The organism is Methanobrevibacter sp., assembly GCF_017432245.1.
Lineage (GTDB): Archaea > Methanobacteriota > Methanobacteria > Methanobacteriales > Methanobacteriaceae > Methanobrevibacter.
On the sequence record NZ_JAFRJO010000028.1, the window covers coordinates 1 to 12850 of the forward strand.

Annotated in this window: 14 protein-coding genes; 10 read left to right on the top strand and 4 right to left on the bottom strand. The window is 32.2% G+C overall.

Going from position 1 to position 12850, the window contains the following annotated elements:
- Positions 1–33: 33 nt before the first annotated feature.
- Complete coding sequence (locus IJI80_RS02245) at positions 34–441, bottom strand: biopolymer transporter ExbD (protein ID WP_292787256.1); 408 nt, start codon at positions 439–441, stop codon at positions 34–36.
- A 16-nt stretch (positions 442–457) separates the two neighbouring features.
- Complete coding sequence (locus IJI80_RS02250; RefSeq protein ID WP_292787260.1) at positions 458–1297, bottom strand: MotA/TolQ/ExbB proton channel family protein; 840 nt, start codon at positions 1295–1297, stop codon at positions 458–460.
- 228 nt (positions 1298–1525) lie between these two features.
- Between IJI80_RS02250 and IJI80_RS02255 the strand changes: the two genes are divergently transcribed.
- The 5 genes from IJI80_RS02255 to IJI80_RS02275 all read left to right on the top strand — a co-directional run bounded on the left by IJI80_RS02255 (position 1526) and on the right by IJI80_RS02275 (position 5689).
- Positions 1526–2290, top strand: coding sequence for a coenzyme F420-0:L-glutamate ligase (locus tag IJI80_RS02255; RefSeq protein ID WP_292787262.1), 765 nt, complete (start codon positions 1526–1528; stop codon positions 2288–2290).
- Between the two features lie 66 nt (positions 2291–2356).
- Entirely contained in the window at positions 2357–2842 is a 486-nt protein-coding gene (locus IJI80_RS02260; RefSeq protein ID WP_292787263.1) for a hypothetical protein, read from the top strand.
- A gap of 104 nt (positions 2843–2946) precedes the next feature.
- Positions 2947–3849 carry a 2-phospho-L-lactate transferase gene (cofD, locus tag IJI80_RS02265; RefSeq protein WP_292787266.1) on the top strand — a complete coding sequence of 301 codons (903 nt, stop codon included), beginning with the start codon at positions 2947–2949 and terminating at the stop codon, positions 3847–3849.
- A gap of 157 nt (positions 3850–4006) precedes the next feature.
- On the top strand, positions 4007–4768 hold the full coding sequence (locus IJI80_RS02270) for a GTP cyclohydrolase III (protein WP_292787269.1): 762 nt from the start codon (positions 4007–4009) through the stop codon (positions 4766–4768).
- A gap of 207 nt (positions 4769–4975) precedes the next feature.
- Positions 4976–5689, top strand: coding sequence for an MJ0144 family RNA dihydrouridine synthase-like protein (locus IJI80_RS02275; RefSeq protein WP_292787270.1), 714 nt, complete (start codon positions 4976–4978; stop codon positions 5687–5689).
- 74 nt (positions 5690–5763) lie between these two features.
- On the opposite strand, the gene sstT is transcribed toward IJI80_RS02275, so the two are convergent.
- Together sstT and IJI80_RS02285 are read right to left on the bottom strand one after the other, a co-directional pair.
- Positions 5764–7020 carry a serine/threonine transporter SstT gene (gene sstT / locus IJI80_RS02280; protein WP_292787271.1) on the bottom strand — a complete coding sequence of 419 codons (1257 nt, stop codon included), beginning with the start codon at positions 7018–7020 and terminating at the stop codon, positions 5764–5766.
- A gap of 147 nt (positions 7021–7167) precedes the next feature.
- Positions 7168–7422: a TfoX/Sxy family protein gene (locus IJI80_RS02285; protein WP_292787272.1), complete on the bottom strand. Its 255-nt coding sequence runs from the start codon at positions 7420–7422 to the stop codon at positions 7168–7170.
- Positions 7423–7664: 242 nt separating this feature from the next.
- Between IJI80_RS02285 and IJI80_RS02290 the strand changes: the two genes are divergently transcribed.
- The 5 genes from IJI80_RS02290 to hemA all read left to right on the top strand — a co-directional run bounded on the left by IJI80_RS02290 (position 7665) and on the right by hemA (position 12774).
- Entirely contained in the window at positions 7665–8300 is a 636-nt protein-coding gene (locus IJI80_RS02290; protein ID WP_292787275.1) for a DUF134 domain-containing protein, read from the top strand.
- Between the two features lie 179 nt (positions 8301–8479).
- Positions 8480–10090 (top strand): methyl coenzyme M reductase system, component A2, encoded by a 1611-nt coding sequence (atwA, locus tag IJI80_RS02295; protein ID WP_292787278.1) that lies wholly within the window; start codon positions 8480–8482, stop codon positions 10088–10090.
- A 239-nt stretch (positions 10091–10329) separates the two neighbouring features.
- Positions 10330–10812: a methanogenesis marker 9 domain-containing protein gene (locus tag IJI80_RS02300; RefSeq protein ID WP_292787281.1), complete on the top strand. Its 483-nt coding sequence runs from the start codon at positions 10330–10332 to the stop codon at positions 10810–10812.
- An 86-nt stretch (positions 10813–10898) separates the two neighbouring features.
- Entirely contained in the window at positions 10899–11528 is a 630-nt protein-coding gene (locus IJI80_RS02305) for a bifunctional precorrin-2 dehydrogenase/sirohydrochlorin ferrochelatase (protein ID WP_292787284.1), read from the top strand.
- A 37-nt stretch (positions 11529–11565) separates the two neighbouring features.
- Positions 11566–12774 (top strand): glutamyl-tRNA reductase, encoded by a 1209-nt coding sequence (gene hemA, locus IJI80_RS02310; RefSeq protein WP_292787287.1) that lies wholly within the window; start codon positions 11566–11568, stop codon positions 12772–12774.
- Positions 12775–12850 lie beyond the last annotated feature (76 nt).

The window sequence follows — 12850 nt, forward strand, 5'->3', positions numbered from 1 at the left end:
AATAAAAATTATTAATAATAATAAAATTTAAAATCATTCTGGACGATGAACTGCCTCTTGAGGAGTCATTCCAGAAGGCGCTTGAATATATATTGCATGCTCACTCGTTTTAATCTGAACATCACCTTGGTCAAGCACTCTTGCATGAACACCGACAGCATTTCCTCTTATCTCAGAAGACATATCTACACCATTTACAACAACTTTCTGCAGTCCTGCAACTGGCAGCAAATAATACTCTGCATCTCCAGTAGTGTCAGTCATATTTGGTTTTCCAGTGCCTGTGCCAGTGTCATCACCAGTTACAGATGCCGCACCGAAAGTACTGGTCACCACTAAAAAGATTAGTAAAGTAAATAAAATGTCAATAAAAGGAACTAGCTTAATCTCAGGTTCATCCCGATTCATCTTTTCCTTATGACGCTTAATGTCAATTGCCAACTTAACAGCCCCTTGATTATTGTCTTAATTTACTTTCAGTAATTTCAGATTTGACATCACATTTTTCCAATATGATGTTACTTATACTCTTTTCAAGCATACTTGGCTTAAATGAGATTTGAATATTTGAATAAGGATCAGAGATTTCCTTTACGCTAACAATACCTTCTGCTTCCTGAAGCGCTTCAATTACACAAGGCAATTTTTCATAAACTCTGATTTTAATTACTGCATAACTCCAATTGGTCATTTTAGTAGCTAATTCAATCTTATCCATCTCAGCATCAATTAAACCTTTGATATAAGTGTATAATGGCATAAGAACAATAGCTACAGTTAACCCTGCAATAGTAGTGATAAGAGCAATATAAATACCTTCAGCCATAGCTGCAGCATCAGGATTTACACCTAAATTCTTAAATGTCATCCAAATACCCAATACAGTACCAATCAATCCTAAGAAAGGAGCAAGTTCAATGATGGTTTTTAATGCGCTAATTCCATTGGTCATCTTTGAGAGTTCAACAATGAAGATTTGCTCCATACTTTCTTCTACTTCAATTTTGTTTTTATAACCGATTTTCAATGCTTCAGACATGATTCTTGAAACAGGGTTCTTATAGTGACTGATATTCTTTAAAGCTTCAATAGCTCCACCTTGTTCCATGGATGAGGTAATTGTCCCCATAATCTCTGTAGCATCAATTTTACTTATTTTTCTAAGGTAAAATATCTTCCTTATAGATATTAACAGACCATAGATACCAAGCAAAAGAATTATATAAGTGATAACTCCCCCACTTTGGAGCATCTCCATAATCATGTCAAATCCATTAATAAGACCTTCTATAATCATAATATCCTCTAAAGAATTCAATTAATAATTAAATAATCTAATAAATTAATAATAAAAGTGATTATTAATCATACTAATAATAGATTTATTATTTTTAATATAAAAGCATATTGTTAATTTTTAAAAAAAATAAAGCATAATCGTTAATTTTAAAAATAAATTTACAACAATACAAATTTATAGTGAATAACAATAGTTTTTTATATTTTATTAATATAACATTTAAATATGACTTTAAAATTATATGGATTAAAAGAAATTCCTTTAGTTAAAAAAGGAGACGATATAGCTAAGATTATTGAAGATGATTTGGAAAAGGAAAATATTGTTCTTGAAGATGGAGATATTTTGCTTATTGCTGAAACATTGATTTCAAAGGCTGAAGGCAACTACATTAAAATTGATGAACTTGAGCCAAGCGAAGAAACAATTAAAATCGCAGAACAATGCAAAAAAGATCCAAAACTTGTTGAAGCGATTTTACAGGAATCAAATGAAATTGTTGCAGTAGGACCTAATTTCATTGTAACTGAGACTAAACATGGATTCGTTTGTGCAAACTCAGGAATTGATGAATCCAATGTGGAAGAAGGATTGGCAACTCCAATGCCTAAGAATCCTGACCAATCCGCTAAGGAAATAAGAGAATATCTAGAAGAAAAAACTGATAAGGAAATTGCAGTAATAATTACAGATACTCAAGGAAGAGCATTTAGAGTAGGTGCAATTGGAACCGCTATTGGTTGCTCTGGAATTAATCCACTTTGGGTAAGAATCGGTGAAGAGGACCTATTCGGCAGAGCTCTTGAAACAACCGAAGTTGCTACCGCAGATGAACTTGCAGCAGCGGCATCATTATTGATGGGTCAAGCAAATGAGGGAATTCCTATCGTATTGATTAGAGGATTTACTGCATTTGACCATCTTAGAGACATTGAAACTGGAATCAAACCATTGCTTAGGCCTAAAGAGTTTGATGTATTCAGAAAATAAATTAATAAATAAATAGGTAAACCATTAAAAATTAATTATCAAAAGGAACAACCAAAGAGCGATAAAATGGCTGAAATTAAATTTAAATGCACTAATTGCGATTTTGCATTTACAGACAAGAATTTGATATTCTACTTGAATTCCAAACTTGAGGATTTGGAATCCATCTTAAATTCAAATTCAGAAGATCTGGAACTTATTGAGGAAAGTTTGAATAAGGAAAATTCAGACAAAATGACCAAAGCATTAATTTCAGGCTTTTTATATGAAAACTACTGTCCTCACTGCAATGAATTAATCAGGACTTATGTTCCCGAAGCCAATGAACTCTTTAATCTGGAAGAAATCGAAAAGATACTGAATAAAGAGATTTCCAAAAATGCTTCTGAATATAAGATACTGTTTTTTGATTTCAAAAAGACATTGTATAGAGACAGACGAAAGATTCTTGAGAATAACCAATGTCCAAACTGTGAAAATGAAATGTCTTTAGTAATTTCTGAAAAGACTCCATGTCCCAAATGTGGAGCTTCATTAAAAGAAGAATTTTAAAGTTATAAAACCAATGATCCTTTGCTTATTAAGCATTATATTTATAAAGCAAATTATTTTAAAATCAATATTATTCAATTTTATTATATTTAAGAAGTGATATCATGATTACCATACTTTCTGGAGGTACTGGAACTCCAAAATTAATTCAAGGAATTAAGGAAATCTATCCTGAAGAAGATATTACAGTTATTGTAAATACTGTTGAAAACCTATACATGTCTAGAGGATACATTGCAGCAGACATTGATACTGTTATGTATACATTTGCAGATATGATTGATGAAGAATTCTGGTACGGAATCAAAGGTGACACATTTATAGTTAGAGAACAGCTAATTGAAATGGGAACTGAAGAATTGCTTAGATTAGGTGACAAAGACAGAGCAACCAAACTTCAAAAAGCCATTCTCTTAGAGGAAGGATGGACATTGACTGATATTGTGGAACTTCAAAAAAATAAATTAGGCATTAAGGCAAGCATATTGCCAATGAGTGATGATGAATCCGATATAACCATTGCAACAAAGGAATATGGTGATATTGAGTTCCATGACTTCTTAATCAAATACCAATGCAACTGTGAAGTTCTTGAAGTGAAATATGGGGATGTGAAACCTAGCCCTAAGATTATTGAAGCAATTGAAAAGGCAGATAAGGTTATATTCGGACCATCAAATCCAATCACTTCAATAAGACCAATCATATCCCTTGAAGGTGTGGAAGATACATTGAAAGAAAAAGAAGTCATCGCAGTTTCACCATTTGTAGGCAAATCCGCATTTAGTGGACCTGCAGGACAATTCATGAATGCATTTGGTTATGAAACCTCTTCCAAAGGTGTTGCAGAGCTTTATAAATCATTCCTAAACACATTGGTGATTGACAAGCAAGACGAAGAGTTTAAAGAGGAGATTGAAGAGATTGTTCCAAATGTCATAGTAACCAACACTTTCATGAAAACAATTGATGATAAAATCAATCTTGCAAAAACTGTTTTAGAATAACAAATTCAATCAAAAATTTTTTTAAAAAATTTATTAATAAAAAAGCATGAAAAATTATTAAAAACTATAAGATTTTTAAAAAAATAATTAATTAAATGCTTAAAGTTTAAATACTAATTTAGTTATAACTAAATATATTACTATTAGGTGAAAATATATGATACAAATGACTTTGATACAAATCGATAATTATGGTCCATGGACAGTAACTCCAAGACCACGTACAGAATCTGACCTTCAAATTTTACAAGCAGAACTTTTTGCAGATGTACAAAGATTAATAGCTGCTAAAAAAGGTTTAGTGTTCTTTACAAGATTTGATAATTTACTTGCAGTCACAAACGGTCTTAACGAAGAAGACCACATGAGAATCCAAAGATCTATTAGAAACAGATACCCAATTACCATCAGTATGGGTGTAGGAGCAGCAGAAACTGCACACGAAGCTCAAAGATTAGCAACCATCGCACTTCAAAAAGAAGGTGGAGCTCAATCTTCTGGAAGAAAAGAAATTTTAGCAATAAACAACTTAATTGAAAACCCAGAAGACAGTTTCGTACAAGCTGCACATATTGACATCAACAGTGTAACTGAAACATTGACTGATATTGAATCTGCTTTCGATACAAGCTTTATGGTAAACAAGGCTCAACACTACTTAATGACTAAACTCAGAGAAAAAGGAGCATTATTATTCTTCATTGGTGGAGACAACTTCATGTCCCCTTGTAACGGATTAAGTGAAGAGGACATTACCCAAATCCTTAAGGAAATCTACGATGAAATTGGTATTGGCTTGAAAGCAGGAATCGGAAGAGCAGACAACATGGAAGATGCTGCATATATGGCTGACATCGGACTTGAAATTATTCGTGCAGGAAATAATAAAGATTGGATACACGTAATTGAAGAACTTTAATTATAGCATATTTTCACTTAATTTAACTTTTCTTTTTATTTCCAAACTTTTAAAAAAAGTTTGATCAAAACTTTTTTCTTTTTATTTTTCAATTTTATCTATTTTTATTTTAATTTTATAAATGAATGTAAAACTATTTTTAGAATAAAAACTTAAATTTAAATAAACAGTATTTAAGGAAGTGTTAACATAAAAGTACTTGCGCCTATGGCAGGGATAACAAATGCAGAATTTGCAATGAAACTCATACCTTACGGATTTGACACAGTCACTATTGGAGGATACAATACAGATAATGAGTCAATAGATGCTTGTGAAAAAATCATTGCAAGAGGCAGGAAAGAATTCAATTACCCTAAAGAAGAGATTTACAGTGTAATTGAAAATGAAGTTAACACAATAAAAGATAGTTTTGATGTGACTGTAAGCGCTAACTTAAGGGGAACCACTCCAGACCCTCTTATTGAAATCAGCAAAATAAAAAACCTTGACATAGTTGAAATCAACTGCCATTGCAGACAGGAAGAGCTTGTTGCAGTTGGATGTGGACAAAGCATGTTGCTCAGACCAGACTTGGAAGATTACATTAAAGAAGTTGTCAAAAAATCAAAATCAAAAGTTTCAATGAAAATGAGAGCAAATGTTGAAGGTGTTGACAACCTTGAAATAGCAAAATTAGCTGAAAAGTGCGGTGTAGACTATTTGCATATTGATGCCATGAAAAAAGGAGTAAGAGACGCTGATTTCGATTTAATCAGACAAATATCTGAAAATACAAATATCTTTATCATTGGAAACAACTCAATCAATTCCATTGCACAAGCAGAAAAGATGTTAAATGCAGGAGCAAATGGAATTTCAATAGCTAGAGCAGCTATAAAAGGAAAATTAGATTTTGATTTGAATGAAATTAAAATTTAATTATTTTTTCTGAAATAACATATTTTTTAAACTATTTTTATTATTTAATACATGAAATCATATAGTCATCACACTTAATCATCATTCTCTTTTTTAGCAAATTCTCCTAAAAAGTTAACAGCCTCTCCTCTTTTTGCTCTCTCATAATAATCAACTGTAGCAGTGAATAAAGGATCTGAACTTGAATTGAGAGCAGTTTCAAAGGAATCTTGAATTACACCAATGATAAAACCTACTGAAATGGCTTGAAGAGAAATGTCTGAAGGAATTCCAAATAATGAACAAGCCATCGGAATAAGCAATAGGGAACCTCCAACAACACCTGAAGCCCCAAATGCACCAAATGTAGAAACAATGCATAATAGAATAGTGGTAGGTATATCCACACCTATTCCTAATGTATTACACACGGCCAAAGTCATTATTGTAATGGTAATCGCTGCACCTCCAGTATTCAATGTAGACCCTAAAGGAATGCTGATTGAATAGAGATCCTCATCAAGACCAAGCTTTTCGCAAAGGATCATGTTTACTGGAATGTTTGCTGCTGAACTTCTTGTAAAGAATGCAGTAATGGAACTTTCCTTTAAGCAAATGTAAAGAAGAGGATAAGGGTTACGCCTTAAGATAATTGCTACAATGAGAGGATATACAATCAAAGCTGTAAAAATCATGCAACCAACAAGCAGTAATATTAGCTCTCCGTATTCAAGAAATATGCTTAAACCGTTTTGTGAAACTGCAGTGAATACAAGAGACATGATACCAATAGGTGCAAATTGTATAATTCCAACTACAACAATAGTTAATGCATCTGAAAAATCGATAAGCATTTGCTTAGTATTTGCACTAGCAACTTTCCTTAAGGCAATCCCTATAACAAATGCCCAAAATAAGATTCCCAAATAATCCCCTTGAGACAGGCAAAGCAAAGGATTTGCAAAAATATTATGCAGGAGATTGCTTACAATTTCCCCTAATCCTCCAGGAGGAGAGAGGGAACTTGCTTCAGTAAGTGTCATACTAACTGGAAACAGAAAACTTCCAATAACTGCAACCAATGCAGCTATGAAAGTGGAAACTAAGAATAAGCAGATAATTTTTTTAAATTTGTTTGCAATTCCGCCATCAGTTTTTGAAAAGGCAGAACTGACCAATAGAAAAACAAGAATTGGAGCAATAGCTTTTAAAGCATCTACAAATAATTCTCCTGGAAGGCTAATCATATCATATTGGGGAATGGTAAGTCCTAAAATAATACCGATGATTAAACCAATGATTATCTTTAATATTAAGCTAGATTCAGTCCACTTTTTAACAAAATTATTCATAAAATACCTCTTATGCCAATTTTTGTTTTTTAAATACTTAATTAATCTTTTATTATTCTTATTTAAATTATTTTTTCTTTTTAATTTTTTAATTTTTTTATCACTTTTAATCTCTTTTAATCTCTTTTAATCTCTTTTAATCTCTTTTTACTTTTGGGAATTATAAAAATCCCTTAAATTATCTTTATCCTCTTCTGACAAATTGTGCCAACGAATATTTTGTATAGCGCCTTCCAATGCCATCAATCTATTTAAACATGCACTATCATCTATTTCCTTAATTTTTAACCATGTCTCTTTACTGCCAAGATTAATCAAGTCATCTATAGTGTTAATTCCAACATCATTTAATTGTTTTTCAAGTACTTTACCAATATTTGGCAGTTTAGATAGTTCACCCATTTCAATACCTCAAAAATGTTTGACAAAATTGATTTATTCTATTTCTCATAAAAATCGTTTATTTAAAATTTGTATTTTTAGTTAAAAAAATTTTGCTATAAACGATTTTACACATTTTCAAAAGACAAAATATATATTAAATGTTATGAATATATATTCATAATAAATATATATTCATAATGAATTTGTTTTAGGGTTCATTAAAATATAAATCCATTAGTAAAATATTAAGGAGAGAATAAATGGTTAGGCCAAAGATAGAAAGGAGAATTGTGAAAAAACCTGATTTCACTTGCCTAAAGCATGGAGACATCTTGGAAGATGATCAAGAGACAATCAAAATGAATCTTGATGAATTTGAAGCAATCAGATTAGGTGATTATCACAATATAAAGCAAAAAGAGGCTGCAGAATTGATGGGAATATCACAACCAACCTTCCACAGAATCATTAACTCTGCAAGAAAAAAAACAGCCATGTCCTTAATTGAAGGCAAAAAAATTGAAATAAACAATGAAAACTTTCAAGCAGAAGAAAAGATATACATCTGCAAGGACTGTGGATTTCAATGGAACAATCCAAAAAAGGAATACACAAACTGTCCAGACTGCAAGTCTCAAAACATTGAAATAATCAAAAATGATTTGAACGATAACTCAGAATCTCTAACTCCACAAATGTTCAATGTACCTGAAGCTTCAAAATATCCTTTGAATGAGAGGAGGTCATTTGGAGGATCTGGAAGTGGAAGAGGACCGTCCAAAGCATGTGAATGTCCAAACTGTGGCCACATAGCACCAAAAATCAGAGGATTCCCATGCAGAAATGTAAAATGTCCAGAATGCGGAACACCATTATGTGGTTCAAATCATAAATAAGAAAATAAGATAAAAGTATTAAAAACATCAAAAAATATCAAAATTTATATTAATAATATCGTTTATAAATAATATACATATAATTTAATAAAACATAATCTATATTAAATTTCTATAATAATTTAAAAAAATGAAATTAAAATAAAATTATATTTACAACTAATTATCAAGGTGGGCTTATGTCTTTCATAACTTTAAAAAATATTAATAAGTCATTTAATGGGGAACCAGTTCTTAAAGATATTAACTTAACAATAGAAGAAGGTTCTACCTTAGGTATTCTCGGTAGAAGTGGTAGTGGAAAATCTGTTTTAATCAACATGCTAAGAGGTACTAAAGAATATGCTCCAGACAGTGGGCAAGTGCTCTTTAACTTAGCAATCTGTGAAAACAAAAAATGCTTGCATGTTGAACCTGCTTCAAAAGCTGGTGAAAAATGTCCAGAATGTGGAGCTGAATTGAAAGCTAAGGAAATTGATTTCTGGAATGCTGACAGATTGGAAAAAGCTGCAATCAGAAGAAGAATTTCTATCATGCTTCAAAGGAACTTTGCATTGTACGACGAACAAAGCGTAATTGAAAACGTATTGAATGCAATGGGTGACGAAGGCAGATACGAAGAAGAGAATATCTACAATGCTATTGACTTATTGGAAATGGTCCAAATGAGTCACAGGGTAACTCACATTGCTCGTGACTTAAGTGGAGGAGAAAAACAAAGGGTTGTACTTGCAAGACAATTAGCTAAAAACCCAATGTTGCTTTTAGCTGACGAACCAACAGGTACCTTAGACCCACAAACTGCTGAAAAACTTCACCAAACCTTGATTGAAGGTGTTAAAAATGAAGGAATCAGTATGGTAATCACTTCCCACTGGCCAGAAGTTATGAACCAATTAGCAGACGATGCTATATGGTTAGACAAAGGAGAAATCATTGAGCATGGTCACCCAGATGTCATAGTTCCAAAATTCCTTGAAACCGTTCCTCAAGCTGAACAAGTGGAAAAGGTTGAGCACACCGAAGAGATAATTAGAGTGAAAGACATTAAACAGCATTATTATTCCATTGAAAGAGGGGTTGTTAAAGCTGTAGACGGTGTAAGCTTAACAATTAACCAAGGAGAAATTTATGGTATTGTTGGACTTAGTGGATCCGGAAAAACAACCTTAACCAGAATGATGATTGGTTTGACTGAACCAAGTGCTGGAGAACTTGAAATCAAGTTAGGTGATGACTGGATTGACATGAAAAAGCCAGGCCCATTAAACAGAGGCCGTGTAACTCCATACTTAGGTTTATTACACCAAGAATACTCATTATACCCTCACAGAGATATTTTAGGAAACCTAACTGATGCTATCAGTTTGAACTTGCCTGCAGAATTTGCAAAAATCAAGGCAGCACATATCCTTGAAACTGTAGGATTTGAAAAGGAAAAATCCATGAGCATATTATCCAAATGGCAAGATGAGTTAAGTGGAGGGGAAAGACACAGAGTAGCTCTTGCACAAGTTCTTATCAAAGAGCCTAACATTGTCGTATTGGATGAACCAACAGGTACTATGGATCCAGTTACAAGAATCATCGTAACCAATTCCATCTTGAAAGCAAGAGATGAATTGGACCAAACCTTTGTAATCATTTCTCACGATATGGATTTCGTATTGGATGTTTGTGACAAGGCAAGCTTAATGAGAGGAGGAAAACTCCTCAGTACTGGAACTCCAGAAGAAATTGTTGCAGAGTTAACTGGTGAAGAAAAAGCCGACATGATCAAAGATCACTAACTCTTTTTCTTTCTTTTTTATTTTTTCATTATTATTATTTTTAATTTTACTATTTTTCTATAGATAACACTTTAAAAATTTATTGGCATAGATTATACTACTATTTTTAAAGATTTTCAATTTATAATTAAAAACTTATATTAATATAAACAAACAAAGTTTATAATGTTATAATATTAATTAAATTAAAACTATTAATATTCATTAAATTTTATTTTATAAAAATTTGAGGAAAAATTATGGTATGGGAAAATTCACCGTCACATATTTGTAGAGGAGGAGATGTAAGAGGACTCGCATTCTGTTGTCCTCCTGTAAAACCTTGCCCTATTATGGGAGCTTTAAAAGAAGTTGGACTAACTCCTCAAGAATTCTTAGACATAAAACAAAAATTTGCAAGAGAAACTAGATTAGGCGAAGGTCCAGCAACCTGTTTCGGATCACTTGTATGGTGTTGTAAAACTTCAAAACCTTGTCCTTTAAGAGACATGACCTTACACCAAATAGGCATGAGTGAAGAAGAGTACATGGACTTGAAAAAGGAATTGTCTGAAGTGATTTTAGCTGCAGGAACACCACCTACATCAAATGAAGCTGTGTTTGCCCTATCACAAACCTTTGAAATCAGTGAAGCCGAAGCTGAAAAAGTGCTTGCAGACTGTAACAATGACTTAAGAATGGCTGTTAAATTATTAAAACTTAAACAATTGGAAGAAAAATAAATTTTTAATCTATCATAACCATCTAAAAATTAGATATGAAAACCAGATGGGGAAATCAATTGAACTAAAATAAATGATGTGATACTATGGGAAAAACTTCTCTTTTCTTTGAAGTGGAAAACAAGAATGTCTTTATTTTAGGCACTGGAGAGGTAGCTACAAGAAGAGCACATCGCTTTTTAGATAAAGGTGCCAATGTAATATTGGCAGGAAATTCAATTGATGAGGAATTAACAAAAAAAGGAGCTATTTTAACACCTTTAAAAGACCTTGATGAAATGGTTAAATGGAGTGACATAGTGATTACTGCAAGCGGCGATGAAAAGCTATGTGAATACATCGCATCCATCAGTCAAGGAAAATTAATTAACAGGGCTGACAAGCCTGAAAAAGGAAATATTATAGCCCCTACAAGTTTCTTGATTGACGATATAGAGATATCCATTTACACAAATGGGCAAAGTCCTTTAATGGCAAGAGAACTTAGAAAGAAAATACAATCAATCATTACAGAAGAGGATATTCTCGAAATAAAGATTCAAGATCATGCTAGAAAAATACTGAAGGAGAAAACAGAGAGTCAAAGATTAAGAAGGGAATATCTTGAGAATATTCTAAAAGATGAAGAAATAAAGCAATGCCTAAAGGAAAATAAATTAGATGACGCCAAAGAACTTGTAGAAAATTTCATAAATTCTAACTTATCAAAAGAATAGAGAAATTATTTAATCATAAAATAAAGGAGACTCAAAATTGATTATCAATATACGTGTAGACCATACCCTTGCAGACATAGAAACTATGGAAAAGGTATCAAAAGATTTAAAAGAATTGTTTTCAACCTTAAAAGAACAGATTGATGTTAAAGAATATATTGAAATCAATACATGCAATAGATATGAGTATTTCCTTTACACTGACGATTACAATGAACTTGACTTAGACTGTGAAAACAAATATGTCATAATACAATATAGCGATGAAGCGGTATTGCATTTATTCAGAATGACTTCAGGTCTTGAATCCATGATTATTGGTGAAGACCAAATCTTAGGCCAAGTAAAGGATGCGAAAAGGAAAAGTGAAAGGGAAGGCCATTGTGGAAAGAAATTAGATGCAGTTTTCACAAAGGCAATTCATGTTGGTCAAGTTGTAAGAAACAAGACTAAAATCAATCAAGGATCAATTTCCATTGGTTCTGCAGCAGTTGACCTTGCAGAAGAGCATCTCGGAGACTTGCAAGACAAGCATGTTCTTGTAATTGGTGCAGGAAAGATGGGAACCCTTGTTGCTAAGGCATTAGCTGAAAAGAACTTGAAAGCTATTTTTGTTGCAAACAGAACTTATTACAAAGCAATTAAACTTGCAGAGGAACTTGATGGAGAGGCAATTCTCTTTGATAATCTTGAAGAAAAACTGCTTAATGCAGACCTTGTAATCAGTTCCACTGGTGCACCACACCCAATTATAAATAAAGAAAGGTTATTAAGAGTATTTGATGAAGAAATACCTGATAAGATGATTTTTATTGACATTGCAAATCCAAGAGACATTGAAGATGATGTGAAGGAAATAGGCATTGACTTGTTTAACATCGATGACTTAAGGGGAATTGCAGAAAAAAATAAAAAGCTTCGTGAAAGGGAAGTCATAGAAGCAGAAAAGATAATTGAAAGTGAGTTTGATTTGCTTAAAGAATCCTTCAATTTAATTGAAATAAATTCAATGCTCGGTAGTTTAAGAGAGTCTATGGAAGAGATAAGACAACGTGAGAGTCAAAAAGGTATAGTTAAACTAAATAGTGTAGATGCAAAGGATATAAAAGTCATAGATAAGATGACTCAGTCAATAGTCAACAAAATATTTTATGACATTTCTGAAAACATTAGACAAACAGCAAAAAACAACGAAGAAGATTTCGTTAAAATTTGTGAAATGATCTTAAAAAGAGAACAAGCCTAAAAGTTTAAAAAAATAGATTAAAATAAGAAATAGATTAAAATAAAAAATAGATTAAAATAAGAAATAGCAGAAAAAT

What these genes read in the sequence shown, in the direction of transcription:
- IJI80_RS02250 (WP_292787260.1), bottom strand. Translation starts at nt 1,297, where the DNA reads ATGATTATAGAAGGTCTTATTAATGGATTTGACATGATTATGGAGATG.
- IJI80_RS02255 (WP_292787262.1), top strand. Translation starts at nt 1,526, where the DNA reads ATGACTTTAAAATTATATGGATTAAAAGAAATTCCTTTAGTTAAAAAA.
- IJI80_RS02260 (WP_292787263.1), top strand. Translation starts at nt 2,357, where the DNA reads ATGGCTGAAATTAAATTTAAATGCACTAATTGCGATTTTGCATTTACA.
- cofD (WP_292787266.1), top strand. Translation starts at nt 2,947, where the DNA reads ATGATTACCATACTTTCTGGAGGTACTGGAACTCCAAAATTAATTCAA.
- IJI80_RS02270 (WP_292787269.1), top strand. Translation starts at nt 4,007, where the DNA reads ATGATACAAATGACTTTGATACAAATCGATAATTATGGTCCATGGACA.
- IJI80_RS02275 (WP_292787270.1), top strand. Translation starts at nt 4,976, where the DNA reads ATGGCAGGGATAACAAATGCAGAATTTGCAATGAAACTCATACCTTAC.
- sstT (WP_292787271.1), bottom strand. Translation starts at nt 7,020, where the DNA reads ATGAATAATTTTGTTAAAAAGTGGACTGAATCTAGCTTAATATTAAAG.
- IJI80_RS02285 (WP_292787272.1), bottom strand. Translation starts at nt 7,422, where the DNA reads ATGGGTGAACTATCTAAACTGCCAAATATTGGTAAAGTACTTGAAAAA.
- IJI80_RS02290 (WP_292787275.1), top strand. Translation starts at nt 7,665, where the DNA reads ATGGTTAGGCCAAAGATAGAAAGGAGAATTGTGAAAAAACCTGATTTC.
- atwA (WP_292787278.1), top strand. Translation starts at nt 8,480, where the DNA reads ATGTCTTTCATAACTTTAAAAAATATTAATAAGTCATTTAATGGGGAA.
- IJI80_RS02300 (WP_292787281.1), top strand. Translation starts at nt 10,330, where the DNA reads ATGGTATGGGAAAATTCACCGTCACATATTTGTAGAGGAGGAGATGTA.
- IJI80_RS02305 (WP_292787284.1), top strand. Translation starts at nt 10,899, where the DNA reads ATGGGAAAAACTTCTCTTTTCTTTGAAGTGGAAAACAAGAATGTCTTT.